At 72.4% G+C, this 18777-nt stretch carries 9 protein-coding genes; 4 read left to right on the top strand and 5 right to left on the bottom strand.

Translation table 11 applies throughout. The annotated features are described in order from the left end of the window. Nucleotides 1-13: 13 nt before the first annotated feature. The 3 genes from LZ198_RS32910 to LZ198_RS32920 all read left to right on the top strand — a co-directional run bounded on the left by LZ198_RS32910 (nucleotide 14) and on the right by LZ198_RS32920 (nucleotide 6618). Complete coding sequence (locus tag LZ198_RS32910; RefSeq protein WP_253976092.1) at nucleotides 14-5461, top strand: RHS repeat domain-containing protein; 5448 nt, start codon at nucleotides 14-16, stop codon at nucleotides 5459-5461. A gap of 41 nt (nucleotides 5462-5502) precedes the next feature. After that, nucleotides 5503-6015: a DUF6843 domain-containing protein gene (locus LZ198_RS32915; protein WP_253976093.1), complete on the top strand. Its 513-nt coding sequence runs from the start codon at nucleotides 5503-5505 to the stop codon at nucleotides 6013-6015. A gap of 141 nt (nucleotides 6016-6156) precedes the next feature. Next, on the top strand, nucleotides 6157-6618 hold the full coding sequence (locus LZ198_RS32920) for a hypothetical protein (RefSeq protein ID WP_253976094.1): 462 nt from the start codon (nucleotides 6157-6159) through the stop codon (nucleotides 6616-6618). Between the two features lie 9 nt (nucleotides 6619-6627). On the opposite strand, the gene LZ198_RS32925 is transcribed toward LZ198_RS32920, so the two are convergent. Continuing rightward, a complete protein-coding gene (locus tag LZ198_RS32925) occupies nucleotides 6628-7263 on the bottom strand; it encodes a TetR/AcrR family transcriptional regulator (protein ID WP_253976095.1) in 636 nt (211 codons plus the stop codon). Nucleotides 7264-7281: 18 nt separating this feature from the next. Next, a complete protein-coding gene (locus LZ198_RS32930) occupies nucleotides 7282-8577 on the bottom strand; it encodes a metallophosphoesterase (protein ID WP_253976096.1) in 1296 nt (431 codons plus the stop codon). A gap of 245 nt (nucleotides 8578-8822) precedes the next feature. Between LZ198_RS32930 and LZ198_RS32935 the strand changes: the two genes are divergently transcribed. Next, nucleotides 8823-13190, top strand: a complete 4368-nt coding sequence (locus tag LZ198_RS32935) for an RCC1 domain-containing protein (RefSeq protein ID WP_253976097.1) — start codon at nucleotides 8823-8825, stop codon at nucleotides 13188-13190. A 51-nt stretch (nucleotides 13191-13241) separates the two neighbouring features. Here LZ198_RS32935 and LZ198_RS32940 read toward each other — a convergent pair whose 3' ends face one another. From LZ198_RS32940 to LZ198_RS32950, 3 genes are all read right to left on the bottom strand, one after another. Next, nucleotides 13242-14216: a leucine-rich repeat domain-containing protein gene (locus tag LZ198_RS32940; protein ID WP_253976098.1), complete on the bottom strand. Its 975-nt coding sequence runs from the start codon at nucleotides 14214-14216 to the stop codon at nucleotides 13242-13244. Next, the gene (locus LZ198_RS32945) at nucleotides 14213-15628 is read right to left on the bottom strand and encodes a reverse transcriptase family protein (RefSeq protein ID WP_253976099.1); all 1416 of its coding nucleotides are present in this window, start codon (nucleotides 15626-15628) and stop codon (nucleotides 14213-14215) included. Before LZ198_RS32945 ends, LZ198_RS32940 begins: the two co-directional genes overlap by 4 nt. Nucleotides 15629-15829: 201 nt before the next feature. Further along, nucleotides 15830-18769 carry an aldo/keto reductase gene (locus tag LZ198_RS32950; protein ID WP_253976100.1) on the bottom strand — a complete coding sequence of 980 codons (2940 nt, stop codon included), beginning with the start codon at nucleotides 18767-18769 and terminating at the stop codon, nucleotides 15830-15832. Nucleotides 18770-18777 lie beyond the last annotated feature (8 nt).

Genomic DNA, 18777 nt, shown 5'->3' on the forward strand with positions numbered 1-18777 from the left:
GGAAGCGTTCCAGGTGGAGTTCGTCTACGAGACGAGGACGGACGCGGTGGTGGGGTACCGGACGGGTTTCGGAGTGACGACGGGGAAGAGGCTGTCGTCGGTGAAGGTGAAGTCGTTCGGGGAGGTGTTGAGGACGTATGAGTTGACGTACGACAACAGCTTCGCGCTGAGCCGGTTGTCGAAGGTGAAGATGACGGGGAGGGGAGGAGTGGGAGCGCTGCCGGAGCTGAGCTTCAGCTACGCGCAGGCGTTGACGGAGCAGGTGGTGCAGCAGACAGGCGTGGACGGGTGGGTGCTGAACACGCGAGGGGTGAACCTCATCGACATCGATGGGGACGGGATGAGTGACCTGGTGCGCACGGAGTCGGGGAACCATGCGTACAAGAAGGGCCTGGGGACCTCCTTCGCCCCGGCCGTCACGATGACGGGTCCCGCCGCGTCGCTCACCGCCATCCGACTGATGGATGTCGATGGAGACGCTCGACCGGAGTTCGTCCGCTACTTGAGCAGCGCCTGGCGCCCGTATCGCCTGAGCGGGACCACCTGGGCGGACATGGGCAGCACCTGGCCCGGCAGCACCTCCATCCCGTTGGTGGACGCGAGCTACTTCTACGCGGACCTGAACGGGGACGGGCGCACGGACGTGGTGCAGGCGGTGACGAACGGCATCCGCGTGAAGCTCAACGGCGCGAGCGGGTTGGGCGCGTGGGTGTCGAGGCCATACATCGGCGGGGGGACGTCGACGCTGGTGCCCGGGGCGAACTCACGCTTCCACGATGTGAATGGAGACGGGCTGGCGGACGTGGTGCAGCTCACCGACTCCCTGATGAGGGTGTACCTGGGGAAGGGGGATGGCCACTTCGTGCTGACGGGGACGTACAACCACCCGTGGGGGACGCTGGCGTTCCCGCTGGCGGACATCCGGCTGTGTGACTTGAACCGTGACGGGTTGATGGACGTGGTGAGGCTGTCGTCGAGCCACGTGTACTGGTACGCGGGGAAGGCGGAGGGAGGGGTGGTGACGACGCCCCGCTACGTGCCGAGGCCCGGGAGCGCGAGCTACGACTCGGTGGTGGCAATCGCGGACATCAACGGGAACGGGAGCGAGGACGTGGTGTGGTCGTCGCAAGAGGGCCTGTGGGTGTTGGACATGGCGGGAGCGACGACGGCGGGGATGTTGGTGGGTGTGGAGAACGGGCTGGGGAAGAGCCTGGCGTTGAGCTACTCGGCGTCGGCGGTGCTGTCGGTGGCGGCGGAGGTGGCTGGGCAGACGTGGACGAGCAAGCTGCCGATATCGGTGCCGGTGCCCATCAGCCTGACGACGCAGCCTGGGGTGGGGGAGCCGGCGCGTGTGGTGGAGTACGGGGTGAGGGACGGCTTCTGGGACGGGGAGGAGCGGCGGTTCGGAGGCTTCCTGACGAGCGTGAGGAAGGTGGTGGGGGCGACGGCGGGGGACACGCTGGTGGAGACGACGAGGTACCACGCGGGGCTGGGGGCGGAGCGCGTGCTGCGCGGGGTGCCGGTGGAGGTGAGGACGGAGGACGGGACGGGGGCGCTGTACACGCGGGTGACGTCGACGCACGAGGCGCGGCCCGTCGCGGGGCTGCCGAACGTGCCGCTGCTGAAGCGGGTGGCGACGACGGAGGTGCGTACCTGGAACCACGAAGGGGTGACGACACCGGTGGAGTCGCTGGTGACGTACACGTACGACGCGCAGGTGCGTCCCGTGGAAGAAGTGTCGTCGGGGCGCTTGGACGTGACGGGAGACGAGAAGCGGGTGCAGCGCAGCTACGCGAGCGATGCGGCGCTGTGGGTGCACGACGTGGTGTGCGAGGAGAAGGTCCTGGAGTCGAATGGGACGCTCCTGTCGCACGGTCGGACGTTCTACGGGGACGCGACGCAGGTGTTCTCGTGGAGCGACCCGGCCAACTGCCGCGCGGGGCGTCTGACGCGTGAGTCCCACACCTGGCTCGCGGATGCGCAGACGCCGCGCTGGGTGCTCCAGCAGGCCACGGAGTTCGATGCCTGGGACAACCCGACCCGCATCTACTCCGGCGGCGTGTGGCGGACGATGGGGTATGACGCCAACCACCTGCGGCCGGTGTCGGAGAGCGTGACGCCCTCGGCTGGCCACACCCTGACGTGGACGAGCGTGTGGGACGACGTGCTCGGCCAGCCCGCCAGCGTGACGGCGCCGGATGGCTCGACGATGGCGCTGGCCTACGACAGCCTCGGTCGGCTCGCCTCGATGGGGCACGACAGCGCGGTGCCTCATGTCCGGTATGTCTATGATTGGACCCCTCCGCGGCCTCGGACGCTGACGTACCTGTATGACGGCGCCTCGGCGTCGCTGCCTGGAAGCTGGACGGGCGGCTGGGTGGCGGGTGGCCCCTGGCGGGAGATGGTGGCGGTGACGAACGGCGCCGGCGAGGCGTTGTACTCCGCGACGCGCCTCACCTCGCAGCGCTGGGCCATCTCGGACTGGAAGGAGCGCGACGCGCGAGGGAAGGTGACGTTCGTCGGAAACGCCTTCTTCGCCGATGCCACGCTGCCCACCGCGCGCCCCGCGGGGCTCGACGGACAGGGCCTGACGTATGACGCCCTGGGGCGTCTGGTGAGCCAGCAACTGCCGAACGGCGGCGTGCGCTCGCTGGCGTACAAGGCCTTCGAGACGACGCGCAGCGACACGGCGATGGCGCCCATCGTCACCCGGATGGATGGTCAGGGCCGCATCCGCCGCACGGAGCGGCAGGTGGGCTCGGTGCTGGAGTCGGTGGACGCGGCGTACGACGCCGCGGGACGCCTCCTGTCGCTGACGCTGCAGGGCGGAGCGGTGACGCACTCGTTCACGTACGACTCGCTGGGTCGCCTGGTGGCGGCGCAGGACCCGGACGTGGGCGCGCGCGTGCTGCGCTACGACGACCAGAACCGCCTCACGCACCACACCAACGGCGCCAACCAGACGCGGCAGTACTTCTATGACGACGGCGGGCGGCTGACGCGCACCCTGGGGGAGGATGGCTCCGAGTTCATCTATCACTACGACCAGAACCAGGACGGCACGACGCAGGGCCACGTGGCCAGCCGGCTGGCCTGGGTGGAGGAGCCTCGGGGCACGGCGCACATGACGTACGACGCCTTCGGGCGCACGGCGTGGCAGCGGCGCGTCGTCGACGGGGTGGAGTCCGTGGAGACGGCGACGTACAGCCCCTCGGGGTTGCTGTTGGCTTCGACGGTGGACGGCCTGCCCATCGCACGCTCCTACGACGCCGCGGGACGCAACACGGCGGTGGGGTCGTACTGGCAGGCGGTGGAGCTGGACGCCGCGGGCCGGGTGCTGGAGGAGCAATACGGCAACGGCGTGCGCCAGCTCCACGAACGCGACGCGCTGGGCCTGTCCTCGCGCGTGCAGACGGTGAACGCGCTGGGCGTGGCGCTGTATGACGTGAGCCTCACTCGCAACGCCTACGCCGCGCCGCTGACGGTGACGGACTCGGACGGGCGGGGACTCAACCACTCTGCGGTGTTCGGCTACGACAGCGCCGCGCGTCTGACGGACGCCATCCTGGGCGCGGTGACGACGCCGGGCGGCGCTCTGGGGCAGGGCCCCAACTCGTATGTGTTCGGCTACCAGTACGACGGACTCCAGAACATGGTGGGCCGGCAGGTGGTGGGCCCGACGACGCTGAGTGTGGCGACCGGCAGCTTCCACTTCGCGGAGCGCGGCTTCGGCCCGCGGCAGATGACGCGGGTCGCGACGGCGTCCGGTGACACGCTGGTGGACTACGACGCGGCGGGCCGGCAGGTGCGCCAGGGCGACCGGCTGATGGCGTACAACGGCCTGGACCAGTTGGTGAGCGTGACGATTCCAGGGGCGGGCTCCACGTCGAAGGTGGTGGAGCACGCGTACGGGTACACGGGCCTGCGCGTGCGCACGGAGGTGTCGACGGGCGAGGTGCAGTACTGGTTCTCGTCGCAGGTCACCCAGCGCGCCAACGGCGTGCGCGAGCGGTATGTCGGCGTGGGTGACCGCACGGTGGCGCGCATCGCCTACGAGACGTCGGGGAGCGGCGGCGCGCTGGCGTGGGTGCCGGGGCTGGGCAGCCTGCGTGGCGCGGAGCTGGACCAGGTCGTGACGCGAGGGCTGGGCGCGCTGCTGCTGGGCTCGCTCATGCTGATGGCGGGCACGGTGGTGCTGCGGAGGTCGCAGCGCGCCCGCTCCTTGCGGCTGACCGCGGGGACGGTGGCGGTGGCGATGCTGGGCGTGGGGTGCGAGTCGGGGCTGCGCGCCTCCAACGTCTCGTTGAGCCACGACGCCCTGTGGGCCGTCACGGGCACGGTGTACTTCCAGAGCGGCGTGAGCGCGGGCCCGGCCCTCATCACCCGCGAGGACGGGAGCGTGCTGGAGGAGCGGCGGTATGAGCCGTTCGGCGCACCCATCGACGCCTACCGCGAGTTCGTGGGCGGAGGCAGCGCGGTGGGGGCCGTGGACCACGAAGAGGAGCCGCTCAACGCGCTGAACAAGCTGACGGACCCGCACACGGGTTGGAGCGACCACGGGGCGCGGTGGATGGCGCCGGAGCTGGCTTCATGGCTGACGCCGGACCCGCCGGTGAAGGCGCCGCACGGGCGCTTCCTGCTGGCGCCGTGGGACATGCACCCGTACCAGTACGTGCGACAGAACCCGGTGCTGTATTGGGACCCGGATGGGTGGACGCCGCGTCAGAGCCCCCTGGCCGCCGAGCTGGACGCACCGCTCTCCTCGGGCAGCTATCAGATCGTCACCCGCTCCTTCGCTCCATTCGACGAGTTCGGAGGGGGCTATGAAGGGGATGGGAGCAACCGAGGTTTCTCCACCGACTCTTCGGCCACGTCGCGCATGGTGCAGGCCACGACGGTGAGCGATGCCAAGGTCGTGTCGTCCGTCGCCTGGTCCGACGAGTCGGCGGGTAGCGGCATGCTCGCGCGTGGCTCCGGCGTCACGGTGGGCATCATGCCGTGGGACGAATTGAAGGGCTTCGCGTCTCCCGCCAACAGCGTGGACTGGTCATCGAGCAGTGGGTTCTTGAAGATCGAACAGTCACTCGCCGGCGCCATGCCACTCAACAAGTTCGCGCCAGATATCAACACGCGTAGCTATCTCCAGATCTTCAAGGAGAGCAACATGCTGCGGGTGTCGGGTTTCATGACGGGAGATGCATTCCCCTCCGCGGAAATGTACCTCCGTGACGCGGCGAACAACCGTGTGTTGATCAACGCGTCTCCCGCCAATGCGGGTGAGTACGGTCCCTTCTACAAACTGCAAGGTGAAGGCAGTCGGGAGATGGGAAACATCAACGTACAAATCCGTCTGGACGTCGATGGCAACTTCACGGGGGTTCGTGCCAAGGGCCAGGAGGAGTTCATGTCGATCGACGCCTGGAACCAGCAGATGAGCGCCACGCCGACGGGGCCGCAGTGATGCATCCTGTCCGTTCGACAGGTCGAGACTGGGGACGGGCCTTGTTGGGCCTGTCCCTGGTCGTCCTCGGGGCCTGCTCGAGCCGGGCGGCCCCGGAGGTCCACCTGCTTCCCGCGGGCTACGTGGGCCCCGTCGTCATCCTCTTCGACGTTCCAGAGGGCCAGCCGGTCGATGCACGCGACAGGACGTATCGCATCGGTCCGGACGGTCTGCTCGCGGTGTCCGCGCCGGAGAACCCGGGCTGGCAGACGGAGAAGGAGCTGCGGTTCTACTACGTGAACCCGGATGGCTCGCGAGAGCGCATCCCCATGGGGCGTGAGCGTCCCGAAGACTCGCTCCAGGTCTTCGGTCGTCATGTGCGGACGACGTTCCGCGAGACGACGACCGGTGGGGTGTCCACGCGCCATGTCATCAAGGCCCACGTGTACGCCGTGGGCGTCCCGAGTCGGATGGACGACTGGCTCGAGGAAGGACATGCCAGGATGGAGCGGTGGGCGGACGTCAGATACGGCCCGCGTGCCTCGGCTCCGGTTCCCGATGCGATGACGCCGTAGTCGCATCGGCTAGAAGGACCCGGGCGGCGCTCGGACGGATGAGCGCCGCTCGGGGATGGAGCGAGGCACCCCGGAACGAGGAGGTTTCACGCGATGACGCCAAGTGACAGGAGCTTCAGCGGGTGGCGGAGCCTTCCCTTCGTGTCCCTGACGTTCCTGTTGTCGGGGGCCGCGCTGCTCGTGTGGTTCCCCAGGGCCGCGGAGCGGCTGTGGCGGCTCGACTCGCTCATGGTGGTGCTGGCCCTGGTGTTCGCCGCGCTGTCCCTCCAGGCCCGACAGGGTGGCTGGGCGCGGGGCACCGCGGTCCTGTCGTGGATGTTCGCGAGCCTCTTCCTCGTGAGGATGTGTGGCGAGCATCTCCGGATGCGGGACCTGTACCGGCTCCACGCGGTCTCGGGGCGAGCCTGTGAGGAAGTGGCGGCCCGGGGGGCGGCCGTGGACCCGGACGCGGCGCTCGCGCGGGCGCTCGAACTGGCGGACCTGCCTCGCGAGGATGAGCGCTTCTTCCACCTGACCTGCTCGCCGGACGGCCCGAGGACGTCGATGGTGGATGACTTCGACGCGTCCTGGACGCTCGATGCCCGCGGGGAGCTGGGGCCGTAGCCCGGCGCCTCAACCCCGGGGCAGGAAGCCTCCTTCGAGGAGCGCGTCGAGCGCGGTGGAGAGCGGGTCGTAGTCCAGGGAGGCCCGGAAGAGGTTCTGGTGCATGAGCATGCCCAGGTAGGCGCTGAAGACGGCGTGCGCCATCCGCGCGGCGTCCAGGTCCTGGCGCAGCTCACCGGTCCGCTGGCCCTCCAGGATGAGCTCCTCCAGCAGCCGCGTGTAGTGTCCCAGCTTGTCGCGGATGGCCTCGGCCACACGCTCGTGGGTGTCCGCGGCCTCCGCGGTGAGCATCCCGAAGAAGATACCGTACTCGCGATGCTCCTTCAGGAACGCGTGCGTGTGGCGCCTGAAGGCCTGTAGGCGCTCCCGCGCGGAGTCCGTGGGCGCCGTCGCGAGCACGTCCTCGAAGGCGGTGAGGTAGCGCTGGTGCAGCTCGTCGAGCGCGGCCAGCAGCAGGTCCTCCTTGGTGGGGAAGTGCCAGTACAGCGCGCCCGGCGTCATGTGGATGGCGCGCGCGAGGTCGGCCATCGTCGTCGCCAGGAAGCCTCGGCGCGCGAACAGGGTGATGGCCGCTTCCAGGATCTCCACCCGGGTCCGTGCCGCCCGCTCCTGCTTGAGCTCCCGCTTCGCTGGTTCCTTGGACATGCCCGCCGAATCTACACCTCAGGCGAGCAGGGTGACCTTGACGATCTCCGACGGTGAGCCCACGCGCAGCGGCGGACCCCAGAACCCCGTTCCCCGGCTGACATACAGGTGCCGGCCGTGCTCCTCGAAGTGCCCCGCGTCGTGCTCCCAGATGGCGGACACCGCCAGGGTGAAGGGGAAGAACTGTCCGCCGTGCGTGTGGCCGGACAACTGCAATCCCATCCCCGCCTCCGCCGCGACGCGCCAGTTGGAGGGCTGGTGCGCGAGCAGCACCGCCGCCCGCTCCGGGTCCCTCCCCGCGACGGCCTTCTCCAGGTCGTAGCCCCGTCCGCTCGCGCGCGCCGCCCAGTCGTCCACGCCCACCAGGTCGAAGGACGCCCCCGCGTCACCGATGCGCACGTGCCGGTTGCGCAGCACGCCCACGCCCATCCGCTCCAGCGCCTCCGCCCACGCCTCGTGGTTCCAGTAGTACTCGTGGTTGCCCGTCACGAAGTACGTGCCATGCGGCGCGCGCAGCTCGCGCAGCGCCGCGACGGACGGCGCCAACGAGGGCACATTGCCGTCCACCAGGTCTCCGGTGATGGCCACCAGGTCCGGACGCAAGGCATTGCAGCGCGCCACCAACTCGTCCATGAAGCGCCGCTGGATGACCGGCCCCACGTGGATGTCGCTCAGGTGGACGATGGTGAAGCCATCCAGCGCGCGCGGCAGCCCTGGCAGCTTCACCGTCACCTCGTTCACCTGGGGTGGGTGGAAGGCGCTCCACATCCCGTAGCCCGTGAGGCCTCCCGAGGCGAGCACGGCCCCGCCCGCGGTCGCCCGCGCCAGGAATCGTCTGCGCTCCAGGTCCACCGGCTCCGCGGACGGCGCGCCCGCGTCGGCATGTCGCGGGGCGGCACCCACCTGTGGGGAAGCCAGCTCGACGGGGCCCGGCGCCCCGGCCGGGACCAGGGCCGGGACGACCTGGGGCGCGGGTGACGTCGCCTCGGCCACGCGCGCGCGACCCAGCCGCTGCGCCAGCTTGCGGGCGCCGCCCACCGCCCAGAGGGCGAACAGCAGGTACGTGGCCGCGCCCATCCACATCCACACGCCCGTGGCCACCGCGAACATGGCGTCCATGGGCAGGAAGCGCGTCACGGACCAGGACAGCACCAGCAGCGTCGCCAGCACCGTCATCACCCCCATGCCCACCCGCCGCCAGACGCGGTGCTCGGACGTGTCCGCGAACAGGCGCCGATACAGGTACATGTGGACCAGCACCGTGATGATGCCCGTCACGATGGCGAAGAGGATGAAGCGCACCGGAGAATCCATGGTCGCTCCAATACTCACCCGGCGACGCGTCACGGCAATGCCTTCGTCGTGAAGAATCGTGAACCCGCTCGCACGCCGCGTCACGGCTGCCTGCTCGGTGGGGAGGCTCCCACCGGGTCCGCTGTGTCCCAGGGCGTGACGCCTGGCGGCTCATGCCCACCGTGCTCTTGCTTTCGCAATCCGTGCTTCTCACTGGCCGAGGACACGATGTAAGGACCGCCGCTTTTCGCGCTGGAGGCGAAGCGATGAGAGAAGACAAGAAGGTCGGGGCCTGGCTCCCGCTGGCGTTGTGTCTGGGTTCGCTGCTCGCGGTGGGGTGTGGCGAGCCGGCGCGCGCCGCGCCCGAGGACCCCGCGTCCGCGCTGGCTCGCGGTACGCAGCGTGTCTTGCTCGAGCCCCAGCCCGTGCGCCTGGCCGCGGGCTCGCAGCACTCGCTGCATGTCACGCCCGGGGGCACCGTCTGGGCCTGGGGCGGCAACTCGCATGGGCAGCTCGGCTCCGGCGCCACGTCGTTCCAGCGCGCCACCGCGAAGCAGGTGACGGGGCTGACGGACGTCGTCGCCGTGGCGGCTGGCGACGCCCACTCGCTCGCCCTGCGTTCGGACCGCACGGTGTGGACGTGGGGCGCGAACGCCTCCGGTCAGCTCGGGGACGGCGCCACCGTGGACCGCGCGTCCGCGGCGCAGGTGGCGGGCCTCACCGACGTGGTGGCCGTGGCGGCCGGTGCCGCCCACACGCTGGTGCTGCGCGCCGACGGCACGGTGTGGGCGTGGGGTGACAACTTCTACGGCCAGCTAGGCCGGGGCCACACGCGCCAGGGCCTGTTGCCCGAGGGCGTGCCGGGCCTGTCGGGCGTGGTGGCGCTGGCCGCGGGCTTCGACTTCTCCGTCGCGGTGAAGGGCGACGGGACGGTGTGGGCCTGGGGCGCGAACAGCTTCGGGCAGCTCGGGGATGGCACGCGCACCCAGCGGTTGGTGCCCACGCGGGTGGCGGGGCTGACGAACATCACCGCCGTGGCGGCGGGGCTCTACCACGCGCTGGCGCTCACGAAGGACGGGACTGCGTGGGCGTGGGGGAGCAACGGCTATGGGCAGCTCGGCGACGGTACGTGGGCGGACAGCGCCGCGCCGGTCGCCGTCGCGGGCCTGTCGGGTGTGAAGACGCTGGTGGCGCAGGACTTCGGGTCGCTGGCGCTGCTGGGCGCGGGCTCCGTGATGTCCTGGGGCAGCAACTCCGTGGGGCAGCTCGGCGACGGCACGACCCTGGACCGCGAGGTGCCCGTGCCGGTGCAGGGGCTCGCGAGCGTGGTGGCCGTGGCGGCCGGCGCCGAGCACGCGGTGGTGGCGCGCACGGACGGGACGCTCTGGTCCTTCGGGAGCAGCGCGTTCGGGCAGCTCGGCCACGGGGGCTCCGAGCGGCACCTGTCCCCCGAGGTCGTCATCCGCCTGCCGGGTGTGGTGTCCTCCGCGTCGGGCAGCTCGCACTCGGTGGCCGCGCTCACGGATGGCTCCGTCTGGAGCTGGGGCCGCAACCAGTACGGACAACTGGGAGACGGCACGACGACCGAGCGCTCCGCGCCCATCCGCGTGCCCTCGCTCACGTCGGTGACCGCCGTCACCGCGTCTAGCCACCACTCGCTCGCGCTGCGCTCGGACGGCACCGTGTGGGGCTGGGGGCGCAACGCCTACGGTCAGCTCGGCGACGGCTCGACGAAGGACCGCGGCACGCCCGTGGCGGCGACCGGCTTGAGCAGCGTGAGGGCCCTGGTCGCCGGTGGCAGCCACGCGGTGGCGTTGCGTTCGGATGGCACGGTGTGGACGTGGGGCTACAACGGCGTCGGTCAGCTCGGCGACGGCACGACGAAGGACCGCGCGGTGCCGGGACAGGTTCCCGGCCTGACGAACGTGGTGGCCGTGGCCGCCGGGACCTACTTCTCCCTGGCGCTGCGCTCGGATGGGACGGTGGTGGCGTGGGGCGAGGGCTTCGAGGGGCAGCTCGGCGACGGCGCGGGGGTGCAGCGCACCCTGCCGGTGCTGGTGGCGGGGCTCACCCGCGTGGTGGCCATCGGCGCGGGCGCGGCGCATGGGCTCGCGGTCCTGGCCGACGGGACGGTGTGGGCCTGGGGCGACAACGCGGAGGGGCAGTTGGGCGATGGGACGTGGACGGACCGCTTCAAGCCGGTGCAGGTGACGGGCCTCTCCGGCGCGGTGTCGGCGTCCGGTGGGCTCTACCACTCGATGGTGGTGCTGTCCGACGGCACCGCGCGCGCCTGGGGCAACAACGCCTATGGCCAGCTCGGCGACGGCACGCTGACGTCGCGCACGGGCGCGGCCGCGGTGCCGGGCGCCACGGGGCTCAAGCGCATCAGCCCCAGCGCCCTGCACGTGCTCGCGGTGCGACAGGACGGCGTGTTGCTGGCGTGGGGCTACAACCGCTTCGGTCAGTTGGGGCTGGGGTCCAGCAGTTGGAGCGCGCAGCCGGTGCAGGTGCGCGGGCTGGGGCAGGGGGAGCGGCTGGCCGCGGGGCGCTCGCACTCGCTGCTCGTGCGGCTGGACGGCACGGTGCTCGCGTGGGGACAGAACACGTCCGGTCAGCTCGGGGACGGCTCCAGCACGCACCGCTCCGCGCCGGTCTCCGTGCGGGGGCTGCCGTGCATCCGCTCCGCCGCCGCGGGCGCGCAGCACTCGTTGGCGCTCGCGTGTGACGGCACGGTGTGGGCCTGGGGCGCGAACACGAAGGGACAGTTGGGCGTCGCCGCGGGCAGCGCGCGCTTGTTGCCGGTGATGGTGGAGGGGCTGTGGGGCGTGGTGGCGGTGGCCGCGGGCGGGGATGCCTCGCTCGCGTTGCGCGCGGACGGCACGGCGTGGGCCTGGGGCGCGAACGGCTCCGGCCAGCTCGGCGACGGCACCACGACGGACCGCGCCACGCCGAAGCAGGTGACGAAGGTGTCGGGCCTGTCCGCCGTGTCGCTCGGCGAGTCGCACGCGCTGGCGGTGGAGGGCTCCGGGAAGGTGTGGGCGTGGGGCGACAACAAGTCCGGCCAGCTCGGTGATGGCACCAGCACCGCGAGCCTGGTGCCCCTGTGGGTGAAGGAGCTGGACGGCGCCACCGACGTGAGCGCGGGCAAGGCCTTCTCCCTGGCGGTGCGCGGCGACGGCTCCGTGTGGAGCTGGGGCGCGAACGGCTCCGGGCAACTGGGTGACGGCACCAACGTCGCGCGCGCGTGGCCCAAGCCGGTGCTGACGGTGAAGGACGCGCGGGCCATCTCCGCGGGCGCGAACCATGCCCTGGTCGTGAGCCAGTCCGGCACGGCGTGGGGGTGGGGCGAGAACACGCTGGGGCAGGTGGGTGACGGCACGCGCGACGTCCGCTTCCAGCCCCAGGTGGTGGCGGAGCTGCGGGACGCGGTGGACGTGGCGGTGGGAGAGCAGCACTCGGTGGCGCTGCTCGTCGACGAGCAGGCGCGCTCCTGGGGCAGCAACGAGTTCGGCCAGCTCGGTGAGGTCGAGTCCGGAGTGCGGATGGAGCCGGTGCTCGTGAAGCTGCCGGAGTCGAAGGTCGCCTCCATCCAGACGGTGCGCGCCTGGCACCAGCACGTGGTGGCGCTGCTGACGGATGGCTCGCTGCGGACGTGGGGGAGCAACGACCACGGTCAGCTGGGCATCGGCACGCGGGACGGCCGGGCGGAGCCGACCACCATCGAAGGCCTGACGGGCGTGCGGGTCGTCTCCCCGGGCGCATGGCACACGCTGGCGCTGCGCGCGGACGGGACGGTGTGGGCGTGGGGGACGAACGTCCACGGCGCGCTGGGAGATGGCACCTACGAGGACCGCCTGCGCCCCGTGCAGGTGGTGGGCCTCACCGACGTGGTGGACATCTCCGCGGGCAGCTACCACTCGCTGGCGCTGCGCGCGGACGGCACGGTCTGGGCCTGGGGCTACAACGCCTTCGGGCAGCTCGGTGATGGGACGCCCGATATCCGCACGGTGCCCACCCTGATGCAGGGGGTGAAGGACGCCGTGGGCATCTCCGGAGGCGAGCACCACTCGCTGGTGCTGCGCGCCAACGGAACGCTGGTGGCGTGTGGCCACAACGCCTATGGCCAGCTGGGGGAGGGCTCCGCCACCACGCGCCTGACGCCGCTGCCCGTGGTGGGGCTCGACGGCGTGCGCGCGGTGCGCGCGGGCAACTACCACTCGCTGGCGCTGCGCGAGGACGGCACGGTGTGGACGTGGGGCGCCAACACGCATGGCCAGCTGGGCGACGGCAGCTACACGACGCGCATCCTCCCCGGGCAGGTGCCGGGGCTCGGCGGGGTGAAGTCGCTGGGCGCGGGCGCGGACCACGCGTTCGCCGTCGGCGAGGGCGGCGCCGTCTGGTCGTGGGGCCGCAACTCGCACGGCCAGCTCGGCAACGGGGAGAGCGCCAGCCGTCCTTCGCCGGTGATGGTGAAGGGCGTGGCGGCGGCGCGGGTGGTGTCCGCGGGTGGGGACTTCTCCGTCGCGCTCCAGGAGAACGGCGTGACGTGGAGCTGGGGCACCAACATCCACGGGACGCTGGGCGTGGGCGTCGCGGGACAGCGCGCGGTGCCCGGGCCCGTCTCGCTGCCCTGAGTCCGGCGCTCCTGCTCCCGGCGCGACCAGGGCGCCGGGAGCGTGGGGCCGTCACAGGCGCAGCCCGTCACCCAGGCGCTTCTGGAGCGGGCCCAGCTCCGAGAAGTCCAGCCCCATCTCCAGCAGCTCCAGGCGTCGCAGCCGGGGCAGCGCCTTGACCGAGCGGAACGCGAGCGCGCCCTCCTCGCTCAGCTCGTTCCGCGACAGCTCCAGGCGCTCCAGGGCGCCCAGGCCCCTGCTCTTCGCCAGCGCCTCCGCGGCCTCGTCCCCGAGGTCGCTCCGGTTGAGGGCCAACAGCGTCAGCGCGCCCAGCCCCTTGGCGCCCGCGAGCGTCGCCACGTCCTCGTCCGTCAGGCCCGAGCCCGACAGGTACAGGCGGGTCCAGGGCAGCGTCGCCTTCGCCAGCGTCTCCATGCCCTCGCCCGTGAGCTGGCAGCTCGAGAGGCTGACGGAGCGCAGCGCGGTCAACGCCGTCGCCCGGGTCAACGCGTCCACCGCCGCGTCCGTCGCCCCGGTGAGCACCAGCGCGTCGAGGTGCCGCGCGTGCGGGGCCGAGGCCAGGGCCCGCGTCGCCGCGTCGACCCCATCTCCCTCCACGCGCAGCCAGCGGACCTGCGAGAACCAGGGCTGGGTCACGGCGGTGGCGAGCCCCTGGCCGTTCCGCGTCCTCACCTCCAGCCGATACACGGGCTCGCGGGCGAACAGGTCGCTCCCGTGCTTCGCGAGCGCGTCCTCGGGGAGGCTCATCTCGTCGACGAAGCCCCGGCGCAGGGTGGGCTCGCGGACCTGCGCGCGCTGCAGGGGCTGGAGCCACGCGTGGGCGTTCGCGACCAGCAGCTCCCGCTCCCGTCGCTGGAGCGCCCGCCTGCGCGCGGGGTCCATCCGCCCGCGCAGGTCGAGCTGCACCTGGATGAACTCCGCGCGCGCGTCGTCCACGCCTCGCAGCGCCTCCGCGTAGGCCCGCCGGGGTCCATCCTCGCCAGCGTGGGTCGCCACCTCGAGGCGCAGCGCGTTCAGGTCACTCATCGGCCCAGCAGCTCCTTCACCTCGCGTTGCCAGCGCTCCCCGAGCCCTGGATGCACCATGCGCACGTAGGCGGCATAGCCCTCCAGCCACGCGGGGAAGTCCGGTCGGCCGCGCACCTGGGACTCCACGCCGTGCTTGCGGCAGTTGGCGAGGATGGCCTTGAAGCGGCGGCGCTCCTCGCGCGGGATGGAGACCTGCTGGTTGACGGTGAGGCCCGTCACCCGCTGGCGCCCGCCCCGCCGCATGACGCGGCGCTTGGGCGCGTTCTCCGCGAACCCCTCCTGCTGGAGGATGGCGTTGACCCACCACAGGAAGCGGCCGAGCCGTTCGGGGGGCTGGGGGAAGGAGAAGGTCAGGTCGTCCGCGTAGCGCGTGTAGCGCGCGCCCGCCTTCTTCGCGAGCGCGTCCAGGCGCGCGTCCAGGCGGCGGCACACGAGGTTGGCGATGGCGGGCGACGTGGGCGCGCCCTGCGGCAGCACGCCGGGCCACACCACGGTGCCGTCCGGCAGCTTCGCCCGCCACGTGGTGAGGCCCGCGAGCGTCGCGGACACCTCCGCGCCATAGCCGTGCGCCTCGAAGAGGCCCTTCACGCGGCGGTAGTGCACGGAGGGGAAGAAGTCCTCCACGTCCACGCGGACCACCACGTTCGCGCCCGTGTGCTCGCGGGCGTTCGTCACGGTGGAGCGCTCCGCGATGAAGCCGTGCGCGGCGGGGTGCGTGGCGAGCTTCGAGAGCAGCTGGTCGAGGAGCGCGCGCTGCGCGGCCTTGAGCTTCGCGCGGGGGGCGCACAGGCGTCGCATGCCGCCGGAGCGCTTGGGGGTCTCGAACTCCACGTAGCCGGAGCCCGGCCCGGAGCCCGGACGCATCAGCGCCACCAGCTCCGACTCCTCCAGGCCCACCAGCTTCGCCACGTCGGCGCGGTGGTTCAGCGGCGGCAGGTCCCTGGCGGCCTCGGGCTTGCGCTTCAGCGGCTTGCCGTACTCGGGGAACAGGCCGAAGTTCCACCCGGTGGGGTTCCAGCCGCCGAAGGCCCTGGGCCCCGGGCGTCGGGGTGGGGGGAGGCGGCTGTCCGGGAGCGAGATGTCCGCCAGCCCCAGCTTCTTCACGGCGGCGCGCGCGGCGGAGCCCACGCGCGAGTCCGCGTCCTTCACCCGGCGACGCAGGTGTCCGGCGGCGATGGAGCGGGGGAAGAGCAGGGGGATGAGGCGCACCGCCCGGAGGCGCTCGTCCGGGTCCACGCTGTTCAGCCGCGCCGACACGGACTCCATCCAGTGCCGGCTGACGTAGAAGCGCGCGACCTCGAACTCCGCCAGGCCCTGGTTCTGCTCCAACAACTGGACGATGCGCTCGAAGTGGGCCTCGGGCTTCGCCATCAAGGGCTCGAGCTCGAGGAGGAGTCCCGCCAGGTCCATGTCCTTGCTCCCACACCGCCACGGGTGCTGCATGCTCCTGGGGACGCCGCCACCTGCACGGCAGAGGCGAACGAGGTCGGGGAAGCCCGCCAGGCGGACCTCGTACCGGCGCGTTCTTCAATGGGTGTCATGGGCAGCCGCGACGTGACATCGCGGACGGAAGGCTGGCTGCACGCGACCCCAGGAGCGACACGAAGCTCATCACATCCCCCGGGGCGAGGAAAGGTCGTCTTCGGTGGGGGGCAGCGGTTCCTCCAGCAGCGCGAGCAGCGCGTCCCGAGGCCCTCCGGGCGCCCGGCGCACCAGGGCGTCGAGCCGCCGCGTCCGGTCACGCACGCGCTCGCCATGGGCCCGCATGGCGGGCAGGGCGTCGGGCTCCATCCACGGACGGGACAGGACTTCCAGGTTGTGCCGCAGTTCGCGCGCGTTGCGAGGCGCGGTGAGGGTGGCGCTGACGCCCGGTTGGGAGAGGGAGTAGCGGTAGCAGTCCACCGCGGTGGGGAGGGGCTGCTCCGGCGCCATGCCCGGGACGGGCTGGAGCAGGCGGCCGTAGCAGGTGGCGGTGAAGGTGAGCAGGCCCGTCCCCCGTCGCAGGGCGTCGGGGAAGAGGGCGCCCTCCGCGCCGGGATGCGCGGCGCTGTGGCGGGTCATCACCACGGGCCAGGGGTGCCGCGCGAGCGCGTCGCGCGCCAGGTCGCGCAGGTGCGTGGAGAAGCCGAAGGCGCGGACCTTGCCTTCCGCGCGCAGGCGCTCGAGCGCGGTGAAGTCCTCGTCGGAGAGGCGCTCGGGGGCGCGGACCCAGAAGAGGAGGAAGACGTCGAGCCAGGAGGTGCGCAGCCGGCGCAGCGCGGACTCCACGTCGCGACGCAGGGCCGCCGCGCCCGCGTGGTACGAGCCGGCCACCACCACGTTCTGGTCGCGCGGGCCGCGTCCACCCTGGAGGAAGCGCGTCAGCGTCTCGTAGCGCGGCTCCCAGAAGTAGGTGCGCAGGCCCGCGTCGTGGGCCTCGAAGAAGGCATCTCTCGTGGCGAGGTGCGCGCCGGAGAGCACGAGCGGGGACACCTGGATGCCGGTGCTCCCCAGGGGGCGGGACACGTCGCGGAGCGGGGCCTGGCGACGCGGCGTCGTCGCGGGGGCCGTGCGCGGGGCGGCCCGGGGACGCCGCCGGGCGAGGTCGGGCCTGGGTTCGAGGAACGCGGCGGGGAAGACGAGGAGCTGGGTCTCCAGGTGGGCGACGACGCGGGGTGGCTCGGTGCCCGCGTCGAGCGCGGCGCGGAGCGCCTCGAAGGCCGGGAGGTCGGCCTGTCGCAGGCGCCACGTCCACGCGGCGAGGCGCACGTCTTCGTCGACGTGGGGGGCGTCGCCTCGGAGCAGGGACTCCAACAGCGGGTCGAGCGCCTCGCACGCCTCGAGGGACGCGGCCACGGCGGCGCGGACCATGGGGACGGCGTCGCGCGACAGGCGCAGGAGCGTGTGGAGCGCGGCTGTGCCGTCCTCGGGGAGGAGGTGCTCCGCCGCGCGGGCGCGCATCCACGGGTCGGGGGCGTGGGCGCACGCCAGGAAGACGGAGAGCTGGGACTCCGAGGCGTCCGGGCCGTTGGAGCGCGCATGCGCGAGCACGCGCTCCAGGGCGATGCGGCGCAGGGTCGGGTCGGGGTCCTCCGTGCACGCGTGTCGCGCGGTGGTCGGGTCGAGGACGGCCGCGCGCAGCCAGGGGTCGTCTTGTGAGGCCGCGTGTTCGCGCTCCGTGTCGCTGAGCAGGTCGAGCGCCGCGAGGACCTCGAGCGCGGTGGCCTGGACGGGGACGTCTTCGTCTCGCAGCGCGCGGAGCAGCGTGTCGGAGTCCTGGAGGAGCGCGGCGGCGGAGGTGACGGCGCGGCGCTCGCGGGGCGTGGTGGCGCGTGGCGCGAAGGCGAGGAGCGCGGCGGCGTAGTCCCTCGCGGCGGCGGAGGACGGGGGGCGCCGCTCCCAGGCGGCGATGACCTCCTCGCGGACCGTCTCGTCCACGTCGTCGAGCGCGCCGAGCACGGTGCTCCGGCTGGCCGGGTCGTGGACGAGCGCGGAGAGGGCCGCGCGGCGGACGGCGGGCTCGGGGTGGGTGGCGAGGGTTCGGACGCGCGCGAGGAGGGGCTCGTCGCCCTTCTTCACCGCGACGCGCGCGGCCCAGGACACGACGCCGGGGCGGGGTGGGGACGCGAGGATGCGCGTCGCGAGGTCCACGTCGCCCACGTCGACGCGCTCCAGCAGCGCGCGGGCCTCGTCTTGGGCATGCGGGACGCGGGGCTCGTCCAGCCAGCGCAGCGCGAGCAGGAGGGTGTCCGGGTCGTCGCGCTCGCGCAGGCGACGTCGCGCGAGGTGGCGCAGGGGTTCGTGCGGGTCGCCGAGCCACTCCACCAGGTCGCGAGGCGGGACCTCGCTGGCGGCCATGGCCTCCAGGCGCGCCGTCGTCACCGCCGGGTCCTCGCTGCCGAGCCCGCCGAGGGACGGTGAGAGGTCCACGCCCGAACCGGGGATGGCCCCGTGTTCCCCCTGTGCCGTGGCGCCCGCGCCGTCGTATCCCCGCGTCTCCTTCCAGGTGACCTCCAGCCACGCCACCGCGGGACGCACGGGCCCTCGTGCATGTCTCGGCTCCGCTGCCTCCCTCCGGACCTCGCCCTGGAGCGCGGCATCCTCCGCGCCCAGCAGCGCGAGGGCCTGCACCGCCGCGTGCCGGACCCGCCAGAACGGGTCCTCCAACGCGCGCATCAGCAACCCCAAGGCGTCCGCGCCGGCAAGGGTCGCGGAGGCCCGGACCGCCGCGCGGCGCACCCACCACACGGCCTCGTCGCGCACCGCCCGTGCGGCATGGGGCAGCACTTCACGCGCGCCCAGTCGCGCCAACGCGCGCCACACCCTGTCCCGTACGAGCGGCATCGGGTCCGCGAGCGCGTCGATCAGCCCCGGGATGAAGCGCGTGTCCCGAGCCGCGCCCAGTTGCCGCGCGGCGGTGGCGCGCACCTCCGCGTCCTCGTCCGACAGCAGCGCCTGCCGCAGGGCATACCGACCCGACAGGAGGGAGGCGTCGACCCGTGCCGCCGCCTCGCGACGTACCGCCACGTCCTCGTCGAGCAGGCGCACCGTGGCCAGGTCCAGAGCAGGCATCGGCCGCG

It is taken from the genome of Myxococcus dinghuensis (assembly GCF_024198235.1).
Lineage (GTDB): Bacteria > Myxococcota > Myxococcia > Myxococcales > Myxococcaceae > Myxococcus > Myxococcus dinghuensis.

Bases quoted from the DNA above. Each gene is read 5' to 3' on its own strand.
- LZ198_RS32930 (WP_253976096.1), bottom strand. From the start codon at position 8,577: ATGGATTCTCCGGTGCGCTTCATCCTCTTCGCCATCGTGACGGGCATC.
- LZ198_RS32940 (WP_253976098.1), bottom strand. From the start codon at position 14,216: ATGAGTGACCTGAACGCGCTGCGCCTCGAGGTGGCGACCCACGCTGGC.
- LZ198_RS32935 (WP_253976097.1), top strand. From the start codon at position 8,823: ATGAGAGAAGACAAGAAGGTCGGGGCCTGGCTCCCGCTGGCGTTGTGT.
- LZ198_RS32945 (WP_253976099.1), bottom strand. From the start codon at position 15,628: ATGGACCTGGCGGGACTCCTCCTCGAGCTCGAGCCCTTGATGGCGAAG.
- LZ198_RS32950 (WP_253976100.1), bottom strand. From the start codon at position 18,769: ATGCCTGCTCTGGACCTGGCCACGGTGCGCCTGCTCGACGAGGACGTG.
- LZ198_RS32925 (WP_253976095.1), bottom strand. From the start codon at position 7,263: ATGTCCAAGGAACCAGCGAAGCGGGAGCTCAAGCAGGAGCGGGCGGCA.